The organism is Herbaspirillum sp. GW822-FHT03A08, from assembly GCF_058801885.1.
The window spans coordinates 65052-90846 of sequence record NZ_JBXANR010000008.1 but is presented as its reverse complement, the minus strand read 5'-3'; the positions used below and the strand labels follow the sequence as shown (position 1 = coordinate 90846).

Annotated in this window: 22 protein-coding genes; 9 read left to right on the top strand and 13 right to left on the bottom strand. The window is 59.1% G+C overall.

Going from position 1 to position 25795, the window contains the following annotated elements:
• Nucleotides 1–130: 130 nt before the first annotated feature.
• The 5 genes from chvE to AC1RN6_RS22560 form a co-directional block, all read right to left on the bottom strand.
• Nucleotides 131–1204 carry a multiple monosaccharide ABC transporter substrate-binding protein gene (gene chvE, locus AC1RN6_RS22580; RefSeq protein WP_402274584.1) on the bottom strand — a complete coding sequence of 358 codons (1074 nt, stop codon included), beginning with the start codon at nucleotides 1202–1204 and terminating at the stop codon, nucleotides 131–133.
• A gap of 200 nt (nucleotides 1205–1404) precedes the next feature.
• Complete coding sequence (yjfF, locus tag AC1RN6_RS22575; RefSeq protein WP_493007708.1) at nucleotides 1405–2448, bottom strand: galactofuranose ABC transporter, permease protein YjfF; 1044 nt, start codon at nucleotides 2446–2448, stop codon at nucleotides 1405–1407.
• Between the two features lie 16 nt (nucleotides 2449–2464).
• Nucleotides 2465–3547: an ABC transporter permease gene (locus AC1RN6_RS22570; protein WP_493007707.1), complete on the bottom strand. Its 1083-nt coding sequence runs from the start codon at nucleotides 3545–3547 to the stop codon at nucleotides 2465–2467.
• A gap of 8 nt (nucleotides 3548–3555) precedes the next feature.
• The gene (locus tag AC1RN6_RS22565; protein ID WP_493007706.1) at nucleotides 3556–5130 is read right to left on the bottom strand and encodes a sugar ABC transporter ATP-binding protein; all 1575 of its coding nucleotides are present in this window, start codon (nucleotides 5128–5130) and stop codon (nucleotides 3556–3558) included.
• Between the two features lie 246 nt (nucleotides 5131–5376).
• Entirely contained in the window at nucleotides 5377–6348 is a 972-nt protein-coding gene (locus tag AC1RN6_RS22560) for an ABC transporter substrate-binding protein (RefSeq protein ID WP_493007705.1), read from the bottom strand.
• Nucleotides 6349–6759: 411 nt separating this feature from the next.
• Here AC1RN6_RS22560 and AC1RN6_RS22555 point away from each other — a divergent pair, with 411 nt between their 5' ends.
• From AC1RN6_RS22555 to AC1RN6_RS22535, 5 genes are all read left to right on the top strand, one after another.
• Entirely contained in the window at nucleotides 6760–7692 is a 933-nt protein-coding gene (locus AC1RN6_RS22555) for an aldose 1-epimerase (RefSeq protein ID WP_493007704.1), read from the top strand.
• A 14-nt stretch (nucleotides 7693–7706) separates the two neighbouring features.
• Complete coding sequence (locus AC1RN6_RS22550) at nucleotides 7707–8678, top strand: 2-dehydro-3-deoxygalactonokinase (RefSeq protein WP_493007703.1); 972 nt, start codon at nucleotides 7707–7709, stop codon at nucleotides 8676–8678.
• Between the two features lie 59 nt (nucleotides 8679–8737).
• Nucleotides 8738–9391 (top strand): 2-dehydro-3-deoxy-6-phosphogalactonate aldolase, encoded by a 654-nt coding sequence (locus AC1RN6_RS22545; protein ID WP_493007702.1) that lies wholly within the window; start codon nucleotides 8738–8740, stop codon nucleotides 9389–9391.
• 130 nt (nucleotides 9392–9521) lie between these two features.
• On the top strand, nucleotides 9522–10670 hold the full coding sequence (gene dgoD, locus AC1RN6_RS22540; RefSeq protein ID WP_094565122.1) for a galactonate dehydratase: 1149 nt from the start codon (nucleotides 9522–9524) through the stop codon (nucleotides 10668–10670).
• A gap of 233 nt (nucleotides 10671–10903) precedes the next feature.
• Entirely contained in the window at nucleotides 10904–12064 is a 1161-nt protein-coding gene (locus AC1RN6_RS22535; RefSeq protein WP_493007701.1) for an MFS transporter, read from the top strand.
• 99 nt (nucleotides 12065–12163) lie between these two features.
• Here the strand turns inward: AC1RN6_RS22535 and AC1RN6_RS22530 are convergent, their stop codons facing one another.
• Nucleotides 12164–12415 (bottom strand): GlsB/YeaQ/YmgE family stress response membrane protein, encoded by a 252-nt coding sequence (locus AC1RN6_RS22530; RefSeq protein ID WP_493007700.1) that lies wholly within the window; start codon nucleotides 12413–12415, stop codon nucleotides 12164–12166.
• A 207-nt stretch (nucleotides 12416–12622) separates the two neighbouring features.
• Here AC1RN6_RS22530 and czcI point away from each other — a divergent pair, with 207 nt between their 5' ends.
• From czcI to AC1RN6_RS22510, 4 genes are all read left to right on the top strand, one after another.
• Nucleotides 12623–13087, top strand: a complete 465-nt coding sequence (czcI, locus tag AC1RN6_RS22525; protein WP_493007699.1) for a cation efflux protein, CzcI family — start codon at nucleotides 12623–12625, stop codon at nucleotides 13085–13087.
• A gap of 77 nt (nucleotides 13088–13164) precedes the next feature.
• Nucleotides 13165–14397 (top strand): TolC family protein, encoded by a 1233-nt coding sequence (locus tag AC1RN6_RS22520; RefSeq protein ID WP_493007698.1) that lies wholly within the window; start codon nucleotides 13165–13167, stop codon nucleotides 14395–14397.
• Nucleotides 14398–14409: 12 nt separating this feature from the next.
• Nucleotides 14410–15696 (top strand): efflux RND transporter periplasmic adaptor subunit, encoded by a 1287-nt coding sequence (locus AC1RN6_RS22515; protein WP_493007697.1) that lies wholly within the window; start codon nucleotides 14410–14412, stop codon nucleotides 15694–15696.
• A gap of 59 nt (nucleotides 15697–15755) precedes the next feature.
• Nucleotides 15756–18971 carry a CusA/CzcA family heavy metal efflux RND transporter gene (locus AC1RN6_RS22510; protein ID WP_493007696.1) on the top strand — a complete coding sequence of 1072 codons (3216 nt, stop codon included), beginning with the start codon at nucleotides 15756–15758 and terminating at the stop codon, nucleotides 18969–18971.
• 90 nt (nucleotides 18972–19061) lie between these two features.
• Here the strand turns inward: AC1RN6_RS22510 and AC1RN6_RS22505 are convergent, their stop codons facing one another.
• The 7 genes from AC1RN6_RS22505 to AC1RN6_RS22475 form a co-directional block, all read right to left on the bottom strand.
• Nucleotides 19062–19376: a hypothetical protein gene (locus AC1RN6_RS22505; protein WP_493007695.1), complete on the bottom strand. Its 315-nt coding sequence runs from the start codon at nucleotides 19374–19376 to the stop codon at nucleotides 19062–19064.
• A gap of 80 nt (nucleotides 19377–19456) precedes the next feature.
• A complete protein-coding gene (locus AC1RN6_RS22500) occupies nucleotides 19457–19852 on the bottom strand; it encodes a hypothetical protein (RefSeq protein WP_493007693.1) in 396 nt (131 codons plus the stop codon).
• A 532-nt stretch (nucleotides 19853–20384) separates the two neighbouring features.
• Nucleotides 20385–20981, bottom strand: coding sequence for a hypothetical protein (locus AC1RN6_RS22495; RefSeq protein WP_493007691.1), 597 nt, complete (start codon nucleotides 20979–20981; stop codon nucleotides 20385–20387).
• A 231-nt stretch (nucleotides 20982–21212) separates the two neighbouring features.
• Nucleotides 21213–22352: an ABC transporter ATP-binding protein gene (locus AC1RN6_RS22490; protein WP_408168549.1), complete on the bottom strand. Its 1140-nt coding sequence runs from the start codon at nucleotides 22350–22352 to the stop codon at nucleotides 21213–21215.
• A 157-nt stretch (nucleotides 22353–22509) separates the two neighbouring features.
• Nucleotides 22510–23409, bottom strand: a complete 900-nt coding sequence (locus AC1RN6_RS22485; protein WP_493007690.1) for a carbohydrate ABC transporter permease — start codon at nucleotides 23407–23409, stop codon at nucleotides 22510–22512.
• Complete coding sequence (locus tag AC1RN6_RS22480) at nucleotides 23399–24364, bottom strand: carbohydrate ABC transporter permease (protein WP_493007689.1); 966 nt, start codon at nucleotides 24362–24364, stop codon at nucleotides 23399–23401. The genes AC1RN6_RS22485 and AC1RN6_RS22480 overlap by 11 nt, the downstream gene beginning before the upstream one ends.
• 156 nt (nucleotides 24365–24520) lie before the next feature.
• Nucleotides 24521–25774, bottom strand: coding sequence for an ABC transporter substrate-binding protein (locus AC1RN6_RS22475; RefSeq protein ID WP_493007688.1), 1254 nt, complete (start codon nucleotides 25772–25774; stop codon nucleotides 24521–24523).
• Between the last annotated feature and the right edge of the window lie 21 nt (nucleotides 25775–25795).

Below are 25795 nucleotides of genomic sequence, written 5' to 3'. Positions count from 1 at the left end.
AGGTTGCTGCAAAACCGCCGCAACTGCACCTTCTCCGGAAACACCAACCCCGCGCGCACGGCGCGGGGCTGCTTTTTTGTCCGGTCAATGCATGCCGACCGGACCACACTCATTCAACGCGGCAAGCGAATTATTTCACTTGCGCTTCAGTGTAGTAACCGCTGCCAACCAGCACTTCTTTCCAGTTACTGGCGTCGACACTGACCGGCTTCAACAGATAGGAAGGCACAACCTTGACGCCATTGTTGTAGGTCTTGGTGTCATTGATGGTTGGTGCTTTGCCCGACAGCACGGCGTCCACCATGGAAACAGTGACCTTGGCCAGTTCACGTGTGTCCTTGAAGATGGTCGAACGCTGTTCGCCGCGGATGATGGACTTGACCGAAGGCACTTCCGCATCCTGACCGGTCACGACCGGCATTGGCAGCTTCGGTGTACCGTAGCCGACGCCCTTGAGCGACGAGATGATGCCGATACTGATGCCGTCATACGGCGACAGCACCGCGTCAACGTGCGCATTGCCGTAATAGGCGCTCAGCAGGTTATCCATACGGGCTTGCGCAGTCGCGCCGTCCCAGCGCAGGGTTGCAACCTTGTCCATGCCCAGCTGTTTGCTGCGCACGACCAGCTTGCCCTTGTCGATGTATGGCTTCAGCACCGACATGGCGCCGTTGTAGAAGAAGAAAGCGTTGTTGTCATCAGCCGAACCGCCGAACAGCTCGATATTGAATGGGCCCTTGCCGCCCTTCAGATCCAGCGCCTTTTCGATGTACGAAGCCTGCAGCACGCCGACCTGGTAGTTATCGAAAGTTGCGTAGTAGTCGACGTTCTTGGAGTTGCGGATCAGGCGGTCGTATGCGATGACCTTGATGCCCTTGTCGGCTGCTTTTTGCAGCACGTCGGACAATGTCGTGCCGTCGATCGCCGCGATGACCAGCACTTTCACGCCCTTGGTCACCATGTTCTCGATCTGCGCCAGCTGATTCGGGATGTCGTCTTCTGCGTATTGCAGGTCGGTCTGGTAGCCCTTTTCCTTGAATACCTTGACCATGTTGTTACCGTCGGCGATCCAGCGCGCCGAGGATTTGGTCGGCATGGAGATCCCGATCAGGCCTTTGGTCTGGGCGCTGACTTGCGCGCTCACAGCCATCAGACCCATGCTCAGGCCGAGTGTCAGCCCGGCCAATACCGATTTGAGTTTCATACTTCTGTCTCCTAAGTTGTTTGTTGTTTTACTAGCAATGCAGAACGTGCGGGGGACGTTATATTCTGCAAGGCCTCTAAGATAACCATTAGAGCAATACATTTCTAATGATTTTTTTCATGAAACCAATATTGTTTTCAGCATCACTTTTTGCGCAAACACCGTAATTATCAACAACTCGCGTCTACAGTATTTGCGACTTACGCTGCCTGCGCGGTCGGTTTGACGACAGCGTTGCCGGTATTCGCATCTGAAGCCTTGGCCGCACCCAACGACATTAAGCGCTGCGCCAGACAAAACACGAACAGCAGCACGCCAATCACAATCTTGGTCCACCACGAACTCAAGGTACCGTCAAAGGCGATCAGGGTCTGGATTACGCCCAGGATCAACACGCCGGTCAGCGTCCCTGCCACATAACCATAACCGCCGGTGAGCAAAGTGCCGCCGATCACTACCGCGGCGATGGCATCGAGCTCGGTCCCCTGCGCATGCAAGCCATAGCCCGACAACATATAGAAAGAGAACAATACACCCGCCAGCGCCGCACAGAAACCGCTGAAGGCGTATATCGCGATCTTGGTGCGACCGACCGGCAAACCCATCAGCAAGGCCGAATGCTCGTTGCCGCCAACGGCATAGACCGCGCGGCCGAAGCGTGTGTAATGCGCCAGATAGATCGCCAGCACCAGCATCAGCACGGCGATCACCACACTGGGCGAAATGAAGACATCACCGAGTCCGAACTCCAGCCGCGTCTGCGACATCGCTACGTACAAGGGATCGTCGATAGTGATCGAATTGATGCTGATCAGATAACACAGACCGCGCGCCAGGAACATCCCCGCCAGCGTGACGATGAAAGGCTGCAACTTGAAAAAATGGATCAGCACGCCCATCGCCGCACCGAACAGCCCCCCCAGCACCAGCACGCTGACGATCACCAGCAAGGGATGCCAATGCCAGGCATGCAGCAGGTAGGCCGAAATCATCGTGGTCAGCGCCAGCACCGAACCGACCGACAGATCGATGCCGCCGGACAGGATGACAAAGGTCATGCCGATGCCGATCACCAGCAGGAAGGCGTTGTCGATCAGCAGGTTCAACACCACCTGTACCGAAAAGAAACCGTCGTAGACGACCGAACCCATCGCGAACAGCAGCACCAGTAAGGCGACGGTGATCAGCGAAGTGAAATAAGGCGTCGCCAACACATGATGAAAGGAAGAGCGAAAATTCTTCATGATTTATCCTGAATGCTTAAGCTTGGTTGCCGGATTTGAACAAGCGCAGACGGCGGAATTCAGGCGACTGCGACAGACAAACCAGGAACACCACCACCGACTTGACCACCATATTGACTTCCGGCGGTACGCCCAGCGAATAGATGGTGTAGGTCAGCGCCTGAATGATCAGCGCGCCGATCACGCTGCCGACCAGGCTGAACTTGCCGCCGGCCAGCGAAGTACCGCCCAGCGTCACCGCCAGGATGGCATCCAGCTCCAGCAGCAGACCGGCATTGTTGGCGTCGGCGCTCTTGATGTTGGCGCTGATCATCAGCCCCGCCATGCCGGCGCAGGCGCTGCAAAAGATGTAGACGAAAAAGATCAGCGCCGCCGTGCGGATGCCCGCCAGACGCGACGCCACCGGGTTGATGCCGACCGACTGGATGAACAGTCCCAGCGCCGTCTTGCGCATCAGCAGCGCCAGCACGATGAACATGCCCGCCACGATGAACAGCGAAAACGGCAAGCCGAACAGATAGCCGCTGCCGATATAGAAGAACGGCTTGTAATACACCGTGATGATCTGGCCGTCAGTCATCAGCTGCGCCAGGCCACGCCCGGCCACCATCAGGATCAGCGTGGCGATAATGGGCTGCAAACCCAGCGTCGCCACCAGCAGGCCGTTCCACGCGCCGCACAGAATTGCCGCTCCCATCGCGGCGGCAATCGCCCAGCCCATAGGGATATTGCTGGCGTATTCCTGCACGCCGTTGTGCATCACCATGGTGCCGCCAATCAGCATCGCCGCGACCGTGCCGGAAATCGCCACCACCGCGCCGACCGAAATATCAATGCCGCGCGTGGCGATCACCAGTGTCATCCCCAGCGCCGCCAGCATCAGCGGCGCCGCGCGGTTGACGATGTCGATCACGCTGCCGTACAGATGGCCGTCCTTGAACTCGATGCGGAAGAAGCCCGGAATCATGAAGAAGTCGATCAGCAGCAGCACCGCCAGCGCTCCCAGCGGACGCGCCAGCGGATGGCGCAAGCCGAGCAGCAGGCCGCGCCAGCCGGCGGTATCGTTGTTGTCCTGCCCGGAAACCAGATTTGAATTCATTGATGCACTCACACTGTTTCTCCCGCGTTTTCACCCGCGATCACCTGCAACACCGACGCATCGTCTAGCTCGCCGCGCAGGTATTCGCCGCAGCCTTCACGATCGCGCAGCACCAGCATGCGGTCGCTGCAGCGCAGGACTTCGGGAATTTCGGAAGAAATGAAAAGAATCGCCATGCCTTTGTGGCACAGCGCCATGACGAAATCCATGATCTCCTGCTTGGCGCGCACGTCGATCCCGCGCGTCGGCTCATCCAGGATCAACATGTCGGGATCGGTCGCCAGCCAGCGCGCCAGCAGCGCCTTTTGCTGATTGCCGCCGGACAGCGAGCCGATCGGGGTATCGATGTCTGGCGTCTTGATACCCAGCCATTTGACGTAGTCGGAGGCGATCTGCTGCTGGCGCTTGCGCGGAATCACATGCAGCAAGCCGTTGCGCGCCTGCAGGGCGAGGATGATGTTTTCGCGCACCGACAACTCCAGGATCGCGCCCTCCTTCTTGCGGTCTTCGGAACAGAAACCGATGCCGGAGGAAATCGCATCGCGCGGCGTGGAAAACTTCACCGCCTTGCCCTTGATGCTGATCGTGCCGCTGTCCGCCTTGTCGGCGCCGAACAGCAAGCGCGCCGTTTCGGTGCGTCCCGATCCGAGCAGACCGCACAGGCCGAACACTTCACCGGCGCGCAGATCCAGATCCTGCGGCTCCAGTGCGCCCTTGCGACCCAAACCGCGCGCCTGCAGGAACACTTCGCCGTCACTGGCCGCCGGCGTGATGGCGGCGTTGGCGGCCAAGGCATTACCGGCGGCAGTGGCATCAATCTGCACGCCGACCATCTTGTTGACGAGGTCGAGGCGCGACAATTCGCTGGCGGCGTACTCGCCTTCCCGCACGCCATTACGCAGCACGGTGATGCGATCCGAGATTTCATAAGTCTGATCGAGGAAGTGCGTGACGAACAGGATCGCCATGCCTTCATCACGCAGGCTGCGCAAGACTTTGAAGAGCAGCTGCACTTCCGCCTCATCAAGGCTGGAAGTGGGTTCGTCGAGGATCAGCACGCTGGCCGACACGCTCACCGCACGTGAGATCGCCACCATCTGCTGGATCGCCAGCGGATACGATGACAGCGGTTTTTGTACGTCGATATGCAAGTCGAGCTTGGCCAGCAGCTTGGTAGCGCGGCGATGCATCGTGGCCCAGTCGATGGGACCGAAGCCGCCCCACTTGCGCGGATAGCGGCCGATAAAAATATTCTCGGCCACCGATAAATTCGGACACAGGTTCACTTCCTGATACACCGTGCTGATGCCCAACTGCTGCGCTTCCAGCGTGGAACCCGGCTGGACCGCACTGCCTTTGAGCAGGATGTGGCCACTGTCGGGCGTGTACACGCCGGTCAGCACTTTGATCAGGGTCGATTTGCCGGCGCCATTTTGCCCCATCAGGGTATGGACTTCGCCGGGATAGAGGCGCAGGCCGACATCGGTCAGGGCCTTGACGCCGGTGAATGCTTTGTGAATACCGATCAGTTCCAGCGCCGGTTCGGCGCTACCGGTTGCGGCAGTCGTGGCAACTCCAGACATGGGCGTTTCCAGAAAAGAAAAGGCGGCAGAGCGAAGTCTGCCGCGTAAAGCCTTTTTTTACAGAAGGCCCGACACCATGCCGATGACAGGATGCAGCACTGGCTGGTCAACAGGCAGTCAATGGCATGGTGTCAGACCCTCAAGGCCCAGGGGGATACTCCAGAGGAGGAGAACAAGACCGGAAGCGTCGCCGCCCCCGGCGATACGATCAACACTGATTCAGCGTAGTCGCTGAATCAACATCGATCAATATTTACGGTTAGGGAATTCCTTGGCGGCCACTTCCGCCGGGAATACACCTTCTTCTGTCGTGATGCGCTTCGGCACTTCCTTGCCGGCCTTCACATCCTTGGCAATCGACATCAGTTGCGGTCCGAGCAGCGGGCTGCATTCGACGGTGACGTTAAGCTTGCCTGCCATCATGGCTTCAAACGCGCCCTTCACGCCGTCGATGGAGATCACGAGAATGTCCTTGCCCGGTTTCAGGCCGGCTTCTTCGATCGCCTGGATGGCGCCGATGGCCATGTCGTCGTTATGCGCGTAGAGCACGTTGATTTTCTTGCCGTCTGCCTTGAGGAAGGCTTCCATGACTTCCTTGCCCTTGGCGCGGGTGAAGTCGCCGGTTTGCGAACGGATGATCTTCAGGTTCGGATTGGTCTTGATGGTTTCTTCGAAACCGGCCTTGCGGTCGATGGCAGGCGCCGAACCCACGGTGCCTTGCAGCTCGACGATATTGATGTCGCCGGCAGGCATGGTCTTGGCGCGGTCCAGCAACCAGCGCGCGGCGCGGCGGCCTTCTTCGACGAAGTCGGAACCGATGAAGGTGACATACAGCGATTTGTCGGTGACGTTGACCGCGCGGTCAGTCAGGATGACCGGAATCTTGGCGGCCTTGGCTTCGCGCAGGACGGTATCCCAGCCTGACTCAACCACCGGCGAGAATGCGATCACGTCGACTTTTTGCGCGATGAAGGAGCGGATGGCCTTGACCTGGTTTTCCTGCTTTTGCTGCGCATCGGCAAACTTCAGATTGACGCCTGCCTTCTTGGCGGCATCCTTGATCGAAACGGTGTTGGCGGTGCGCCATTCGCTTTCGGCGCCGACTTGAGAGAAGCCGATTGTCAGCGGTTTGTCCGCGGACATGGCGGAGGACATGACGCCCCAGCCCAGACCCACACAGATTGCGGCACCCAATAGGGTTCTACGTGTCATTTTCATTGCTTGTCTCCGATATGTGAATCACAGATTCTTTTGTTATGAATTGGTGCGTGTTCTTGGCGAACCGCCCATTTTTTGCGACGAATTTCCACTTCTTTGCGTCCTCGCCAGAACCTTGCGTCCTGCGAAATGTGCCGGTCAATATTAGGAGTGTGAGAAATATCTATCCAATGAATTTTTCGCGCTTTCCGATACAAAAACAGACATGACGCTTTACCTGACTACATCCGGACCGGGATGCAGAAATCCAGATCGTTTTTGATATCAATCTTCATTAATTTTTCATTATTCCGCATCAGTAGCCGATGTTAGGATCGGCCCTGTTTTTGCTTGCCCTCGCAGCAAGCCCCCCAAAGCGGAGCAGACCGCACAGCATCCGCCCGAATAATCGAGACAAGTAATCGAGACGCCATGACCACCACATCACCTGCACCGCTGCGCGGCGGCGCCTCTGCCGTTGAGACGCTCACCCTGCAATCCGGGCGGCAGCGCCTGAGCGTATTGCCGGGTCTGGGAGCCAGTGTGGCGGCGTGGGATCTGCAATGGCGCGGCCAATGGACGCCGCTGTTTCGCCCTTGGGCGGGCAGCAAGGATCTCTATACGACGGCGTGTTTTCCGCTGGTGCCATGGTCCAATCGCATCACCGAAGGCGGCTTCATGCATCAGGGCATGCACTACCCGGTGCTCCAGAACCGCGCCGGCGAAAGCTATCCCATCCATGGCGACGGCTGGCTGCAGGCATGGCAAGCCGAGGCCTATACCGACAATAGCGTGGTGCTGACGCTGAGTTCGGAACAATATGACGGCGATCCGTACACCTATTCCGCGACGCAAACGCTGACCTTGCACGACGACGGTCTGGAAATCGACCTGCAAGTCACCAATCGCGGCGCCGAAGAACTGCCGTTCGGCCTCGGCCTGCATCCTTACTTTCCACGCAACGCAGCGACGCGGCTGCAATCGCGCGCCGACGGCGTGTGGCTGTGCGGTGCCGATCCGATTCCGACCGGACATACGCAGGACTTTCCGCCGACCTTCGACTACAACCGGTTTGCGCCGGTGGATTTTCCTGCCGACGGACCGTTGATCGACAACTGCTTTACCGGCTGGGACGGCGTCTCCTATATCAACTATCCCGACCGCGGCCTGCGCATCGAAATGCGCATGGAGGACTGCAACGGCTACAGCCTGATGTATCGCCCGCCCGGTCTCGACTATTTTTGCCTGGAACCGATCACGCATCCTATCGATGCCTTCCACATGCCTGGCCGCGATGGCCTGGTCAATCTGGCTCCCGGTGCTTCGATGCGACTGCTCACACACTTCAAGGTGAGCGAACTCTGAACATGACATCTGCAATGCAAACATCTTCATCCACCGGCCTGATCGCGCTCGACTGGGGTACGTCATCCCTGCGCGCCTATCGTTTCGATAAACAAGGCAAGGTCGTCGGCAAACGCGCGCTGCCCTGGGGCATCATGAATCTGCCGCCTGCTGAAAACGGCGCGGACGACAACGTCGATGCCGGCTTCCGACGCGCGCTGCAAGCCGCTTGCGGCGACTGGCTGCGCGAGGCGCCCGGCACACCGCTGATCGCCGCAGGCATGATCGGCAGCAAACAAGGCTGGCGCGAAGCGCCGTATCTCGACGTGCCGCTGGCCGTGAGCGACATCGGCAAATCGCTGATCACCATCGACACCGGCCTCGGCACGGTGCTGCACATTGTCTCGGGCCTGCTCGAACGTTCCGCTCTGCCCAATGTGATTCGCGGCGAAGAGACGCAGGTCGCCGGCATTCTCGACCAGTTGCAGGTAGAAGACATCCTGATCGGCTTGCCCGGCACGCATTCCAAGTGGGTGCACGTCGCCGGTCGCCGCATCACGCATTTCGACACCTTCATGACCGGCGAGATGTATGCCGCGCTGTCCAACCACACCATCCTGGGCCGCACCATGCAGCGCGACGGCGCTCCCGACGAAGCCGCCTTTCTGCGCGGCGCGGGCGTGGCGAAAACAGCCGACGGCCGTGCCGGCATGCTGTCGAACATTTTCAGCAGCCGCACGCTGGGTCTGACCGGCGAACTGTCGCCGCGTGCCCAGGCCGATTATTTGTCAGGCCTCCTGATCGGCCACGAAATTGCTGCTTTGCTGGCATTGGCCGATGGCCGCCTGCAAGCCCGCATCGCTTTGATCGGCGACGACATGCTGTGCCGACGCTATCGCCAGGTGCTGGCGCTGTACGGCGTCACGCAAGTGGAGATCGCAGAGGCGGCAACCGAACACGGCCTGTGGAAACTGGCCGGACATGCCGGCCTGCTTGCTTCGTCCTAATTATCTGATTGCCTGATCAGATTTCGTCACCACGTTTTTGTCACACAGAAAGCAGAACCATGCTGAAGAATCTTTTCCAACACGCGCTCAGAGACTGCGGCCTCATCGCCATCCTGCGCGGCGTGCGCCCCGACGAAGTCGAAGCCATCGGCAGCGCCTTGTACGAAGCCGGTTTTCGCATCATCGAAGTACCGCTCAATTCACCTGAACCGCTGCAAAGCATCGCCACGCTGCGCCGCACGCTGCCGGCCGATTGCATCATCGGCGCCGGCACCGTACTCAGCCCCGAAGCCGTCTTGCAAGTCAAGGAAGCCGGCGGCGAACTGATCGTCATGCCGCACAGCGATGCGCGCGTCATCACCGCCGCCAAGGAAGCCGGCCTGTGCTGCGCACCGGGCGTGGCGACGGTCACCGAAGCTTTCGCCGCGCTGGCGGCAGGCGCCGACGTGCTGAAGATGTTCCCGGCCGAGCAGCTCGGCCCGCACGTGGTCAAGGCCTGGCGCGCAGTCATCCCGACATCGGTAGCGCTGCTGCCGGTGGGCGGCATTCTGCCGAGCAGCGTCTCGGTCTTTATCGACGCCGGCGCCTCCGGCTTCGGCCTAGGCTCGGCGCTGTATAAACCGGGCCTGACAGCGGCCACCGTCGGCGAAAACGCCAAGGCCTTCGTCAGCGCGTGGCAAACCCGCGCAGCTGCCAGCTCCAGCGTCAGCTGACGGCAGAGAAACATAAGCGAACCAAACAAACGAAAAGACAAAATCCCTGCCGCCAGAACCGGCCAAGTATTTAACCAGCTCTGCCATCGACCATGGCCGGGCGCTACTCAGAGAAACGGAAATCTCTCCGATGAAAATCACCAAACTGACTACCTTTATCGTTCCACCGCGCTGGTGCTTCCTGAAGATTGAAACCGACGAAGGTATCGTCGGCTGGGGCGAACCGGTCGTCGAAGGCCGCGCACACAGCGTCGCCGCCGCCGTGGAAGAACTTGCCGACTACCTGATCGGCAAAGACCCACGCCACATCGAAGACCACTGGACCATCCTCTATCGCGGCGGCTTCTACCGCGGCGGCGCCATCCACATGAGCGCGCTGGCCGGCATCGACCAGGCCTTGTGGGACATCAAGGGCAAGGCGCTCGGCGTTCCGGTCAGCGAATTGCTGGGCGGTCCGGTGCGCGACAGCATTCGCGTGTATTCGTGGATCGGCGGCGACCGTCCTGCCGATACGGCCAAGGCTGCCAAGGACGCCGTCGCGCGCGGCTTCACCGCCGTCAAGATGAACGGCACCGAAGAACTGCAATTCATCGACACCTATGACAAAGTCGAAGCCACGCTGGCCAACGTCGCCGCCGTGCGTGAAGCCGTCGGTCCGAACATCGGCATCGGCGTCGACTTCCACGGCCGCGTACACAAGCCGATGGCGAAAGTCCTGATCAAGGAACTGGAGCCGTACAAGCTGATGTTCATCGAAGAACCCGTGCTCAGCGAAAACTACGAAGCGCTGAAGGAAATCGCACATCTGACCGCGACGCCGATCGCGCTGGGCGAACGCCTGTATTCACGCTGGGATTTCAAACGCATCCTCAGCGAAGGCTATGTCGACATCATCCAGCCTGACGTCTCGCACGCAGGCGGCATCACCGAAACACGCAAGATCGCCACCATGGCCGAAGCCTACGACGTCGCGCTGGCGCTGCACTGCCCGCTCGGCCCGATTGCGCTGGCCGCCTGCCTGCAGGTCGATGCGATTTCGTACAACGCCTTCATCCAGGAACAAAGCCTCGGCATTCATTACAACGAAAGCAACGACTTGCTCGACTACGTCACCAAGCCGGAAGTGTTCAGCTATAAAGATGGCTATGTGACAATTCCGAACGGACCGGGTCTGGGCATCGAGATCAATGAAGAGTATGTGAAGCAGCGCGCAGAAGTCGGTCATCGCTGGAGAAATCCGATCTGGAGACACAAGGACGGCAGCTTCGCAGAGTGGTGAGAAAAACCTGTTCCTGATGTAGTAGCAACCGCTTTCACACCACTGGGTCCCGGCATGCGCCGGGACGACTGCATTTTTGATTTCTGCGACGCGACGGCGCCATCTGAAATAGAAGAAAGCGCCGTCGTCCTGACGAACGTCAGGACCCAGTGGCGTTTGCCGCACTGAAAAAACATTTGCCAAGTAAAATAGCGGTTTTCTCCCCCGCAGTAATTCCACAGGATTTCTCCACCATGCATTGGCCCCTCTTCGCCCTCGCCGTCGCTGCCTTCGGCATCGGCACTACAGAATTCGTGATCATGGGGCTGTTGCCTGATGTCGCTCGCGATCTTGGCGTGTCGGCTCCGGCGGCGGGTATGCTGGTGTCAGGCTATGCACTGGGCGTGGCAGCGGGTGCACCGGTGCTGGCGATCCTCACCGCCAAGTGGCAGCGCAAACGCGCACTGGTCGGTCTGATGTGCCTGTTCATTCTTGGCAACGTATTGTGCGCGATTGCGCCCAACTACAACTTTCTGATGGTGGCGCGCGTGGTGACGGCGTTCTGTCATGCAGCGTTCTTCGGTATCGGCGCCGTAGTCGCCGCCGAACTGGTGCCGCGTGAAAAACGCGCGCAAGCGGTGGCGCTGATGTTCACCGGCCTCACTGTGGCCAACATTCTCGGCGTGCCGTTCGGCACCGCGCTGGGTCACGCCGCCGGCTGGCGTTCGACCTTCGGTGCGATCACGCTGATCGGCCTGGCCGCCGTCATCATGCTGTGGGTCTGTCTGCCGAAGAAGATCGCCATGCAAGGCGGCAGCATTTTCAAGGAATTCCGCGCCATCATCCATCCGCAAGTGCAGCTGGCGCTGCTGACCAGTACGCTGGCCTCGGTCAGCATGTTCAGCGTGTTGACCTATATTGCTTACATCCTGCTCGACGTTACGGGTTTCACGGCACATCAGGAAAGCTGGGTGCTGTTGCTGTTCGGCGCGGGCATTACGGTCGGCGGCCTGATCGGTGGACGTCTCGCCGACTGGCGCCTGATGCCGGTGCTGTTTTCGATGTTCGTCTGCATCGCGCTGATCCTGGTGCAATTCTCGTGGAGCAGCCACTACCAGTTGCCGACATTAATCACCATGTTCATCTGGGGCGCCTTCTCGTTCGCCGTCGTGCCGGCGGCGCAGATCCGCGTGCTGGACAAAGCCAAGGACGCGCCGAACCTGGCCTCCACGCTTAACCAAGGCGCCTTCAACGTCGGCAATGCGACGGGTGCATGGCTGGGCGGCCTGGCGATTTCGGCAGGTCTGCCGCTGACCGACTTGCCGCTGCTGGGTGCCGGCGTGTCGGTGCTGGGTTTCCTGACGGTGCTGACGTCGGCGATGCTGGACCGTCGGGCAGCAAGAGCGCTGGCATAGAAGATTCTGTCGACGCATCAATGAAAACGCCCCCTGGCAATCGCGCCAGGGGGCGTTTTTCATAGCGGTCGCGGAAACAACAGCGACGTCATCTGCGCATCAACGAAGAAAGTGGTTATAGGCCATCAGAACCAGCACCGCACCGATCACCGACAGGATCAAGCCTGCCGGATGGACGAACGAGCCATCAACAGGCTTACTGAACAGACGAGCGATCAGGCCGCCGACGACCGAGCCGACGATACCCAGCACGCCGGTCAGCAAAATGCCGAAATGCTCGCTCCCCGGAACGAAAAGGCGGGCAATCGCGCCGACAACAATACCAACGATGAACATCAAAATGTAGTGCATGGTTTACCTTCGAAAAATAATGGACATGTCGATTACCCTGAAAAAGTCAGGAAATCGACGCCTTGCCTGAGAGATATGCCCTGCGTACATCCTGCGCTACACAGCGCCGCTCCCAAGGACTGGATCAACAACGATGCCCTGTCGACGCGTGTTGACGCTGCAGTTGCGAGAGATTGAAATCCTCTCCGTTAATCGAGAATTTTCTATTTGCTCATCAAAAATGAATGCCCTGTTCAACACGCATGCATCAATCCGCCGTCAACTATCGCCTGTATCAGATTTGAGCGCCCTTTCAGCAAGTGCGGCTATAATTGCCGCGCCATGCGACGCTACCTGATCATTTTCCTGCTGCTGCTCCTGCCGTTCCAGTTCTCCTGGGCGGCGGTCGCGTCGTATTGCCAGCATGAAACTGAAAGCAGCACGCAGCATCTCGGCCACCATGCCACCGATGCCGGCAGCAAGCAGGATCAGACTCCGGAAAAAAAACTCAGCGAAGGCGATGACGCCGATTGCGGCTTTTGCCATTTTTCGTGCAGCAAGCCTGTGAATTCGCACGCGACATGGACGCCGCCTGCGCAGGAAAAGAATAGCTTCAAGCCTTCCTTACCCTCCCAGTATCTCTCCCACATCGGGGAATCCCCTGATAAGCCCGACTGGATGCTCGCCGCCTAAGCCGGCGAGCCGTCCTTCTCTTTACCTCACCACAGCCGACCGCTCGCCGAATTCCTTTCCTTTAATCGGAGAATTCGATGTACACCCGTTTCTATCCGCTGGGACTGGCGCTTCTGCTCGCCTGTCCGGCCTACACGCATGCGCAGGAGGCGGCAACGCCCATCACCCTGAGCAACGCCGTCGCGCTCGCGCTCGACAACAATCCTGAACTGTCCGCCGCCCGGCACGAACTGGAGGCGGTCGACGCCACCGTCACGCAAGCCGGCGCGCGGCCCAATCCCGAACTGTCGACGCTGATGGAAGACACGCGCAAAAGCACGCGCACCACCACCATCCAGCTCAATCAGCCGATCGAACTCGGCGGCAAGCGCGCCGCCCGTATCGGCGCAGCCGAACGGTCACGCGAGGCCGCCCGCATCGAGCTGGCGATCAGGCGCGATGAAATCCGCATCGCCGCCACGTCCGCGTTCTTCGCCGTGCTGACGGCGCAGGAACGCCGGCGCCTGGCGCAGGAATCCGCCGAGCTCGCGCGCAGCGCCGCCGACGCCACCGGCCGTCGCGTCACCGCCGGCAAGATCTCGCCGGTAGAAGAGACCCGGGCGCGCGTCGCCGCGGCTTCTGCACGACTCGAACTGAGCCAGGCCGACGGCGAACTCGATCTCGCGCGCCGCCGCCTCGCCGGCCTGTGGGGCAACGCCCAGCCGCGCTTCACGCTGGCCGAAGGCGCGGCCGGGCAATTGCCGCCGCTGCCGGCCATCGCCGACATTGCGGAGCGCAGCGTCGACGCGCCGCAACTCAAGCTGGCCCGGCTCGAAGTCGAACGCCGCCAGGCACAGAGCAAGATCGAAAGCAGCAAGCGCATTCCCGACGCCACACTGAGCCTGGGCAGGAAACGCGACGAAGAAGCCGGCCGCAGCATGTGGGTAGTCGGCGTATCGATGCCGCTGCCCTTCCTCGACAGCAATCGCGGCAACCTGGAAGAAGCCTTGCGCCGCACCGACAAGGCGCGCGATGAACTGGCCGCCACCGAGACACGCGTGCGCACCGACATCGCCCAGGCGTATGAAAAGCTGCGCAACGCCCATGCCGAAGTCGCCGTCCTGCACAGCGACATCCTGCCCGGCGCGCAGAGCGCCTATGCAGCCGCCGGCAAGGGCTTCGAACTCGGCAAGTTCAATTTCCTGGAAGTGCTCGACGCCCAGCGCACCTTGTTCCAGGCGCGCTCGCAATACCTGCGCGCGATCTCCGACGCCCATCTTGCCTCGGCCGAACTGGAGCGCCTGCTCGGTTCCGCCGGCACCAACCAATAACCGGACGCCATCATGACCAAGAAACAGAAACTCACCCTCGCCGCAATCGCGGCCATCACGGCGCTTCTCGCTGCCCTGATCCTGCTCAGCGGAGCGAGCAAATCGGCGCCGACAGATGCCCATGCCGAAAGCGGCCATGACCATGCCGCAGAGAAAACGACCAAGGACGATCACAAGGAAGAAGGCCACAAGGAAGCCAAAGGTGACCATGACGATCACAAAGACGACGATCACGCTGAAAAGGGGCACGATGAAAAGGGTCACGAAGAAGACGGCAAGATCGCCTTCAGCGAAACGCAACTGAAAGCCGCCGGCATCGTCCTCGCCACCGCCGCACCGGGCAGCATCCGCACCAGCCTGCAACTGCCCGGCGAAATCCGCTTCAACCAGGACCGCACTGCGCACGTGGTGCCCAAGGTCAACGGCGTGGTCGAATCGGTCAGCGCCAATCTCGGCCAGCAGGTGAAGAAAGGACAAGTGCTCGCCGTCGTCAGCAGCAGCACGGTGTCCGAACAGCGCAGCGAATTGCTGAGTGCACAGCAACGCCTGGCCCTGGCGCAATCGACGCACGCACGCGAAAAAACCTTGTGGCAGGAAAAAATCTCCGCCGAGCAAGACTATCTGCAAGCCGGACAGGCGCTGAAAGAAGCCGAAATTGCCGTACGCAATGCGCAGCAGAAGCTGGCCGCCATCGGCGCAGGTAGTGCCTCATCCGGACTGAACCGTTATGAAATCCGCGCCCCCTTCGACGGCATCGTAGTCGAAAAGCACCTGGCGCTGGGCGAAGCGGTGAAAGAAGACGCCAACGTCTTCACGATCTCCGACTTGTCCAGCGTGTGGGCCGAGATCACGGTCGCCGCCAAAGACCTGGCCGCCGTACGCGTCGGTGAAAACGTCACCGTCAACGCCACCGCGTTTGCCTCCAGCACGAACGGCAAAATCGCCTATGTCGGCGCGCTGCTGGGCGAGCAGACACGCACTGCCAAGGCCCACGTCGTGCTGCCCAATCCGGGCAACGCCTGGCGTCCCGGCCTGTTCGTCAACGTTGACGTGCTGGCGCAGGAAACCGAGGCAGCGCTTGCCGTCGCCGCCGATGCCGTGCAATCGGTCGAGCAAAAGCACGTCGTCTTCGTCCGTACGCCTGACGGCTTCAGGAAACAGGAAGTCACACCGGGACGCAGCGACGGCAAGCGCGTGGAAATCGTCAAGGGCCTCAGCCCCGGCGACGTCTATGCTGCTGCCGGCAGCTTCGTCATCAAGGCCGAAATGGGCAAAGGGAGCGCCGAACATGCGCACTGATTTCGCCCCTGGCATAAACAGCAACGTTATCGCTCACCTCCCGCGAGAAGGACACGCTCATGTTTGAACGCATCATCCGCTTCGCCATCGAGCATCGATGGCTGGTCATGCTGGCCGTCTTCGGCATGGCGGCCTACGGCGTCTACAGCTACCAGAAGCTGCCCATCGACGCCGTCCCCGACATCACCAACGTGCAGGTGCAGATCAATACGTCCGCGCCGGGCTATTCGCCGCTGGAAACCGAGCAGCGCATCAGCTACCCGATTGAAACGGTCATGTCCGGCTTGCCGAATCTGGAACAGACGCGCTCACTGTCGCGCTACGGTTTGTCGCAGGTGACCGTGATCTTCAAGGACGGCACCGACATCTACTTCGCGCGCCAGCTGGTCAACGAACGCATCCAGGAAGCGCGCAGCAAGCTGCCGTCCGGCATCGATCCCGCGATGGGACCGATCTCGACCGGCCTCGGCGAAATCTACCTGTGGACGGTCGAAGTCAAAGACGGTGCAAAGAAAGCCGACGGCACACCCTACACGCCAGCCGACCTGCGCGAGATCCAGGACTGGATCATCAAGCCGCAACTGCGCAACGTCGCCGGCGTGACTGAGATCAATTCCATCGGCGGCTACGCCAAGGAATATCACGTCGCGCCCTCACCGGCCAAACTGGCCTCCTACGGCCTGACGCTGCAAAACGTGGCAGCCGCGCTGGAACGCAACAACGCCAACGTCGGCGCCGGCTACATCGAGAAACGCGGCGAGCAATACCTGATCCGCGCACCGGGACAGGTGGCGTCCATCGACGATATCCGCAACATCGTCCTCAGCAACGTGCAAGGCGTCGCGATCCGCATCCGCGACGTGGCGGAGGTCGGCATCGGCCGCGAACTGCGCACCGGGGCCGCGACGGAGAACGGCCGCGAAGTCGTGCTCGGCACCGTCTTCATGCTGATCGGCCAGAACAGCCGCACGGTCTCGCAAGCGGTCGACAAGAAGATGACCGAGATCAACCGCTCGCTGCCGGAAGGCGTGCAGGCCGTCACCGTCTACGACCGCACAGTGCTGGTCGACAAGGCCATCAACACCGTCAAGAAAAACCTGATCGAAGGCGCGGTGCTGGTGATCGCCGTGCTGTTCCTGTTCCTCGGCAACATCCGCGCTGCGGTGATCACGGCGACGGTGATTCCGCTGGCGATGCTGTTCACCTTCACCGGCATGGTGTCGAACCATGTCAGCGCCAACCTGCTCAGCCTCGGCGCACTGGACTTCGGCATCATCATCGACGGCGCCGTCGTGATCGTGGAAAACTGCGTGCGCCGCCTGGCGCATGCGCAGCAGCACCACGGTCGCCCATTGACGCGCAGCGAGCGCTTCCACGAAGTCTTTGCCGCCTCACGCGAGGCGCGCCGCCCGCTGCTGTTCGGCCAGCTCATCATCATGATCGTGTACCTGCCGATGTTTGCGCTGACCGGCGTCGAAGGCAAGATGTTCCAGCCGATGGCCTTCACCGTGGTGGCGGCCTTGCTGGGCGCGATGATTTTGTCGGTGACCTTCATCCCGGCGGCGATTGCGCTGTTCATCGGCGACAAGGTCGACGAAAAGGAGAACGCGTTGATGCGTTTTGCCAAGCGCAGCTATGCACCCATACTGCAACGCTCGATGGCCAACAAGCCGATTGTGCTGTCGCTGGCGGCGGCCGTCATCGTGCTGTGCGGCCTGCTGGGGACAAAGCTGGGCAGCGAATTCGTGCCCAGCCTCAATGAAGGCGACCTGGCGATCCAAGCCCTGCGCATTCCCGGTACCAGCCTGACGCAATCGGTGGAAATGCAGCAGCAGCTGGAACGCACGCTCAAGGACAAATTCCCCGAGATTGAGCGTGTGTTCGCCCGTACCGGCACCGCCGAGGTCGCGTCCGACCCGATGCCGCCGAATATCTCGGACGGCTACATCATGCTCAAGCCGCAAGACGAATGGCCGAAGCCGAGGAAGACGCAGGCCGAATTGCAGGAAGCGATTCAGGATGCGGTAGCTGCACTCCCCGGCAACAGCTACGAGTTTTCGCAGCCGATCCAGTTGCGTTTTAATGAGCTGATCTCGGGTGTGCGCAGCGACGTGGCGGTCAAGGTCTTCGGCGACGACATGGACGTGCTCAACGACACCGCCGCCAAAATCGCCGGGGTATTGGGCAAAGTCCCCGGCGCAACCGAAGTCAAGGTAGAGCAATCGACCGGCCTGCCGATGCTGACGGTAAAGATCGACCGAGAAAAGACGGCGCGCTACGGTCTCAACATCGGCGACGTGCAGGACACCGTCGCCATGGCCGTCGGCGGCAAGGAAGCCGGTGCGCTGTTTCAGGGCGACCGCCGCTTCGACATCATCGTGCGGCTGCCGGAAAACGAGCGCAACGACCTCGACGCCATCAAGCGCCTGCCGATACCCTTAACGCACAGCGACGGCAAGGTAAGTTTCATTCCATTGGGTGAAGTGGCCGACTTCGACATCGCCCCCGGACCGAACCAGGTCAGCCGCGAAAACGGCAAGCGCCGCGTGGTCGTCAGCGCCAACGTGCGCGGACGCGACCTCGGCTCCTTCGTCGACGACGCGGCAGGCCAGATAGCCACGCAGGTGAAAATCCCCGCCGGCTACTGGACTGCATGGGGCGGCCAGTTCGAGAACCTGCAATCGGCGACGCAGCGTTTGCAGATCGTCGTGCCGGTCGCCTTGCTGCTGGTGTTCGTGTTGTTGTTTGCGATGTTCAACAACGTCAAGGACGGCCTGCTGGTCTTCACCGGCATCCCGTTCGCCCTGACCGGCGGCGTGCTGGCGCTGACGATGCGCGGCATCCCGCTGTCGATCTCGGCGGCAGTCGGCTTCATCGCGCTGTCAGGCGTGGCGGTGTTGAACGGCCTGGTGATGATCGCCTTCATCCGCACCCTGCGCGAAGAAGGCCGCTCGCTCGACGACGCCATCTTCGAAGGCGCGATGACACGCCTGCGACCGGTGCTGATGACCGCGCTGGTGGCGTCGCTGGGATTCGTGCCGATGGCACTGGCGACCGGGACCGGGGCGGAAGTGCAACGGCCATTGGCGACCGTGGTCATTGGGGGGATTTTGTCGTCGACGTTGTTGACGTTGCTGGTGTTGCCGTTGTTGTATCGGTTGGTGCATGCGGGGGATGCTGAGGATGGCGATGCAGGCAGAACATCATCAACTTGGCGAAGTTGCTTGCGGGCTTGGCTACGCATCGATAAGTTCAGGAATACTTCGTCGCCATGAAGAAAAAAGCCCCGCAACATAATCGTTGCGGGGCTTTTTTCTTTTGACTGGCTGCTCCTGGCCGATTGGAGACGCCGGAGGGAAGGAAAATTATGGCTTATAACCATTCTGAATGAATTGCCACAATTCCCTTGCGGTTCCTATCTTCCAAGGCGATTCTCCATCCTCTGGGTTCCACAAAATTGCGTGAGACAAGTCTGGAGACCAGCCCAAAAAATTCCCTGTTCCATCGTCCCCAAACCAGATAATTTTTTCGAGCGACACCGGATACCAATCTTCAGCACGTAACCAGATTTGCATCTCTAAGAGTTTCTGCTCCGGCAAAACAAGCCACACCCCAGGAGTAAGCTGATAGCCGTCTGGGAGATTATTCTTAATTTCGTTAGGAAGAGAAGATAGATTCATTTTTTGGAATCCCGATTATTTTGAATGACTGTTACTGGCCGATTGCAGCCGTCGCAAACTATGCGTGTTTCTAGCAGTTGTTATTGGTCAGGGCACGCCGTTATTCCAGCCGATTGAAGGGCTTCTGAAAACTCGTTTGAAAAATCCATGTAGCCACGTCCATTCGGAAGTTTTTCACGAAGAAAACGACCCACTAAAAGTGGAGCCTGTTTTTGAAGCTCCTCTATTCCTAGATTCGTTTCTGTATTTAGCTGAAGAATGTAGCAATCGCAAGCCTCCCCCTCTGGCATGCCAAAAAGCGTGAATTCGACTCCTCCCTTTTTCATCATGAATGCGGGAACTTCGTCAAATCGGTCCGTCTCTTCAAAAACGTTCTCTAAGGTACGCTCGAGTAAATCAGCGGTCTGGCTTAACGAATTCTGCGCACTAAGTTGAACTGTTGCAATTATGGAAATTGAAGATTTGTTGTTCATCATGTGTTCTCAAATTTGACTATGACACTAGACGTCTGCGCCTGGCCGGTTGCGGACCTCTTTAGTTATTCTGATTGCGTATCCACCACAACATCGTTTCCAGTTCCTTACGTTTGTTCTCGTCAGACTCTAGCTTCAATATCTCTCGCAAGCACTCGTTGCAAATATCAGCGCCATATGTGGACGCAAGGTAGTGAGGAAGTTGTTCAACACTACGGTCCCAATGCCCAAGTGCAGACTGAATTATTGCATGCACATCGGCGGCATAAGGAGGTTATAGTTCAACTAAGAGCCGACCACCCAATTCCTGACGCTCATAAGAATTTTCTCGCGTGAAAATATCAATAAGCGCTTTAGCCAATTGCTGTTACTCGCACTTAGCGAGCACGGAGGAAAGAAATGCAAATTGCTGAGGATTCTGAGCGCCGAATCTATCCGCTGATGTCGTCACTCTTTCATAGATTTCGTTGCTATTCATTCTTAGTCTGCCTAGAATATTTCTATCTGAGATGCCTGCTTCTGGCCGATTGCGGTCTTAGGCTACAGGAAGGTCGTGATAAGCCTCGTAGAATTCCTGTTGCACGATTAGCTGCTCGATAATTTTTTGCAGATCGCCGTCGTTGACGGCACGCTGCTTCAGCGGTCCAAGTGCGTAAGTCAATGCCTCTTCGCGGAATGTGGGTGCCGCGCTGACAAGCGATGAGACGATCTCCTGTTGATCGGGATCTTGCGCGGCAAGCCGGCACAATACTTCGATCGCATTTCCTTGTGACCAATCGTACGGGCCGAAGGCTACTTTTTTTACAAGCGGAAGCGCTGGGGAACCGACATAGAACAAGATCTCAAAGATCGCAAACTGTCTAGCTGCTAGCCATTGGCCCAGACCTGGGAATTGCTGCTGAAGATGTTCAGGAGGAACGGATTCCGCGTGGATTTGCGCTTCCATACCCGCCAATTCGTATTCGCCAATATCTTTTGCTACGCTGCTTGCCCGTCGCTCGAATTCAGGAACGTCAGCAATCACTTCAGCTACCCATCGAATTTTTTGAGAGAGAGGGGCATATTCCTCCGCTTTTTTATTGAAGGGAGATATTGATGTCCGACCGAATATGGTTCGGAGAAATCGGATCATAGACAGATTGACGCTCTAGACGAAGATGCGAGGAATTATAGCCACAAAGCTTCTGCCTACTCCATCCGCCACGACCGCTCCTGGCCGATTGTAGGCTCTGCCTATGAACTGAATTGCAACTCTATCAAAAAAATTACTGAGAGCGCATTTAACTAAAATTGGTACTCCTCAACGAATAAGAAAAAAGCCCCGCAACATCACTGTCGCGGGGCTTCTTTTATTTACTTTACTTCAAGCAATCCGCTGCTCCGAAGCCGGATCAAACAACAATGCCTTGGTCAGGTCAAACGCCAGCTTCAACGGCTCATTCGGCAAAGCGCCTGCGCGCGGGTGCGTGCGGCAAGTCACTGGCGCATCGTTGAAACGCGCCACCACCAAGGTATCCGGGCCGGTCGGTTCGGTCAGTTCTACCGTGCAGTCGACTTCTGTCGGGCGGTAGTTGCCGTTGCTCAGTGGATCTCCGTTACGGGCGCTCATGGCGTCGGTGACGTGTTCCGGACGAATGCCGAGGACGATGTCGCGGCCTACCCATTTTGCGACGGCGTCGGTGTGGCCGTTCAGCGGCAGGGTCAGCAAGGTCTTGCGGCCACCGTGGTCGAGTTCGAATGCAGGGGCCGAGCCGTCGGTGGTGAGTTTGCCGCGCAGGAAGTTCATCGACGGCGAGCCGATGAAGCCGGCCACGAACAGATTGCTCGGCGAGTCGTAGATCTCTTGCGGGCTGCCGAATTGCTGGACCACGCCGTCCTTCATGACGGCGATGCGGTCGCCGAGGGTCATCGCTTCGATCTGGTCGTGCGTGACGTAGACGATGGTGCTGCCGAGACGTTGATGCATGCGCTTGATTTCGGCACGCATTTCGACACGCAGCTTGGCGTCCAGATTCGACAGCGGTTCGTCGAACAGGAACAGTGACGGATCACGCGCAATCGCACGGCCCATTGCGACACGTTGACGCTGGCCGCCAGACAGCAGCGCCGGCTTGCGGTCCAGCAGATGTGTAATTTGCAGGATGTTCGCGACGCGCTCGACGATTTCCTTTTGTTCGGCTTTGGGGATCTTGCGGATGCCTAGGCCAAAGGAAATGTTTTCGCGCACGGTCATGGTCGGGTACAGCGCGTACGACTGGAACACCATGGCGATGTCGCGCTCTTTCGGGGCGACGTTGTTGACGACGCGGTCGCCGATCATGATCTCGCCTTCGGAGACGGTCTCCAGACCGGCGATCATGTTGAGCAGTGTCGACTTGCCGCAGCCGGAGCCGCCGACCAGGATCAGGAACTGGCCGTCTTCGATTTCGAGGTCGATGCCTTTGAGGACTTCGTTACCGTTCGGGTAAACCTTGCGTACGTTGCGAATTGATAAGCTTGCCATTTTCTTACATCTCCATGAATTCTTTTCTATTCAGTTAAGCCCAACTGTATAACTGTCGTCCTGACGAAAGTCAGGACCCAGCGTCGTATCGACCGTCTTTACGACACTGGATCCCAGCGTTCGCTGGGACGACAGCCAGGAACTGAGGATTAACTGCTTAACCTTTGACTGCGCCAGCCGTCAGGCCACGCACAAAATACTTGCCTGCCAGGATGTAGACCAGTAGCGTCGGCAGAGCCGCGATGATCGCCGCCGCCATGTTGACGTTGTACTCGGTTACGCCGGTCGAGGTGTTGACCAGGTTGTTCAGCGCCACGGTCACCGGTTTTGCATCCGAACCGCCGAACACCACGCCGAACAGGAAGTCGTTCCAGATCTGCGTGAACTGCCAGATGAAGCACACCATGAAAATCGGCAGCGACAGCGGGAAGATGATCTTGCGGTAGGTCAGGAAAAATCCTGCGCCGTCGATGCGCGCCGCCTTGACCAGCTCTTCCGGCACAGTCACGTAGTAGTTGCGGAAGAACAGCGTGGTGAACGCAATGCCGTAGACGATGTGGACGAAGATCAGGCCGGGCGTTGTATTAGCCAGATCGAACATGCCCAGCAGACGCGCCATCGGCAAAATCACTACCTGAAACGGAATGAAGCAGCCCACCATCAGTGCGGCGAACAACGCCTCCGATCCGCGGAAGCGCCAGTGCGCCAGCACGTAGCCGTTGAGCGAACCGATCAGGGTCGAGATCAGCACGGCCGGGATCGTCATCTTCAGCGAATTCCAGAAGAATGGCGCGAGGCCGCCGCAGTCGACGCCGGTACACGCGGTGTCCCAGGCTTTGCCCCAGGCTGCGGTGGTGGGCGACATCGGCAGCGCCAGCAGATTGCTGGTGCGGATTTCGTCGAGCGACTTCAGCGAGGTAGTGATCATCACGTACAGCGGCGCGAGGTAGTACAGCGCCACCAGCACCAGCAGGATATAGATCAGCACGCGGCCGATGGTGAGCGGCTTGCGCTCCTGGTTCGGCCCGCCTTTGGGCGCAAAAGTATCAACGGCCATTGCGGGTTCCTTTCGTTTCCAGATACATCAAAGGCACCAGCACGGCCAGCACGGTCGCCAACATCATCACGGCGGAAGCGGCGCCCAGGCCGAGCTGTCCGCGCGTGAAGGAGAACTGATACATGAAAATCGCCGGCAAGTCCGACGAGGTGCCGGGGCCGCCTGCGGTCAATGCCATGACAAGGTCGAAGCTCTTGATCGCGATGTGGCCGAGCACCAGCAGCACGCTGAAGAACACCGGGCGCAGCGCCGGAATGACGATACGGCGATAGATGGTCGGCAAGCTGGCGCCGTCAACCATGGCAGCCTTGATGATGGCATCGTCGATGCCGCGCAAACCCGCCAGGAACAGCGCCATCACAAACCCCGACGACTGCCACACACCGGCGATGACGACGGTGTAGATCGCCATGTCGGAGTTGACCAGCCAGTCGAAGGTGAAGTTGGCGAAGCCCCAGTCATGCATCATTTTTTCCAGGCCGAGACCGGGATTGAGAATCCACTTCCATGCGGCGCCGGTCACGATGAAGGACAACGCCATCGGATACAGGTACACGGCGCGCAATGCGCCTTCGGCACGGATCTTCTGATCCAGCAAGATTGCCATGAACAGGCCGATGACCAGGCACAGCAGAATGAACAGGCCGCCGAAGATACCGAGGTTGGCCGCAGCCGTCCACCAGCGGTCGAGGGCGAACAATCGGGTGTATTGATCGAAGCCGGCGAATTCGTAGTTGGGCATCAGGCGCGAATTGGTCAGCGACAGATAGCCGGTGAGTGCGATAAAGCCGTAGACAAATACCAGCGACAAAATGATGGTCGGTGATAAGACCAGGCGCGGCAGCCAGTTGTCGGCCAGCGCGGCGAATTTTCCACTGCGCCGCGGTGCGGCCTTGCCGGCAGCGTTGTTGCCGCCAGTGCCGGTCGACGACAGGGAAACTGTTGAGTTGGACATGCATGTCTCCTGAACCCGGGGAAGCATCGCGAAGCCGGCCGGACAATCTTGCCGGTCTTTCACGAAGATGGGCGCCCGACCGCTGCGCCCGCCCCGTAAATACCCTGTCCGCAGGCGCCGAAGCGCTACGGACAGGTCCTTAGTACATATTACTTATTATTGCGTTTTAGCTGCTTTGGCCAGGGCTTGCACGGCGGCTTGCGAAGTCATGTTGGAGTTCATGAACTTGGCAATCACGTCGAACATCGCGCCTTGAGCGGCCGAGCTGACAGCCATACCGTGGGCCATGCTTGGCTCCAGTGTATTGGCTTTGCTGGAGGCGGCAAAGTCATCCATCGACTTGGTCGCGCAGCTGTCGAACTTGGTGCGCGGCACATCAGGACGGACCGGGATCGAGCCCTTGTTCAGGTTGAAGACTTCCTGGAATTCCGGGCTCATGATGGCAGTAGCCAACGTCAGCTGCGCTTTTTGTGAATCAGGATTCTTGACCTTGAACATGGCGATCGAGTCGATGTTGAAGGTGTAGGACTTGTCGGTGCCTGGTGCTGCTACGCACAGATAGTCCTTGCCTGGTTGCTTGCCGGCTGTCGTGAATTCGCCCTTGGCCCAGTCGCCCATGAATTGCATGCCTGCCTTGCCGTTGATGACCATGGCGGTTGCCAGGTTCCAGTCGCGGCCTGCGGAATCCTTGTCGATGTAGGTCTTGATCTTGCCCAGTGTATCGAAAGTCTTGACCATGTTGGCGCTGGTCAGGGCTGTCTGGTCCAGTTTCACCAGCGCCTTCTGATAGAAATCGGCGCCGCCGACGCCCAGGGCGACGGTTTCAAACACGGTGGCGTCCTGCCATGGCTGACCGCCGTGAGCAACAGCGACGAAACCGGCCTTCTTGATCTTTTCAGCAGCGTCGAAGAATTCGTCCCAGGTGGTCGGAGTCTTGGCGCCGGCTTTCTTCAGCACTTCCGGATTGATCCACAGCCAGTTGACACGGTGCACGTTGACCGGTGCGGCGACATAGTGGCCTTGGTATTTCATCACGCTGGACACGGACTTCGGCAGCAGCGAATCCCACTTGCCGGCGGTTGCGGCGGAATCAATGTTCGCCAACACGCCTTCTTGACCCCACTCTTGAATTGCCGGGCCCTTGATCTGGGCAGCTGTCGGAGGGCTGCCGGCGATGACGCGCGCCTTCAGCGCTGTGGTTGCGTTTTCACCCGCGCCGCCTGCAACGGCGAAATCCTTCCAGGTTACGCCCTTGGCTTCCATGATTTTTTTCAGTTCAGCAACCGATTTTGCTTCACCGCCGGAGGTCCAGTAGTGCAGCACTTCCACTTCCGCGGCATACGCTACGGTGGAAGCTGCGATCAGGCTGGTGGCGATCAGACTTTTTTTAATGGCGTGCTTCAACATCATTTTTTATCTCCTGTGTTTTAA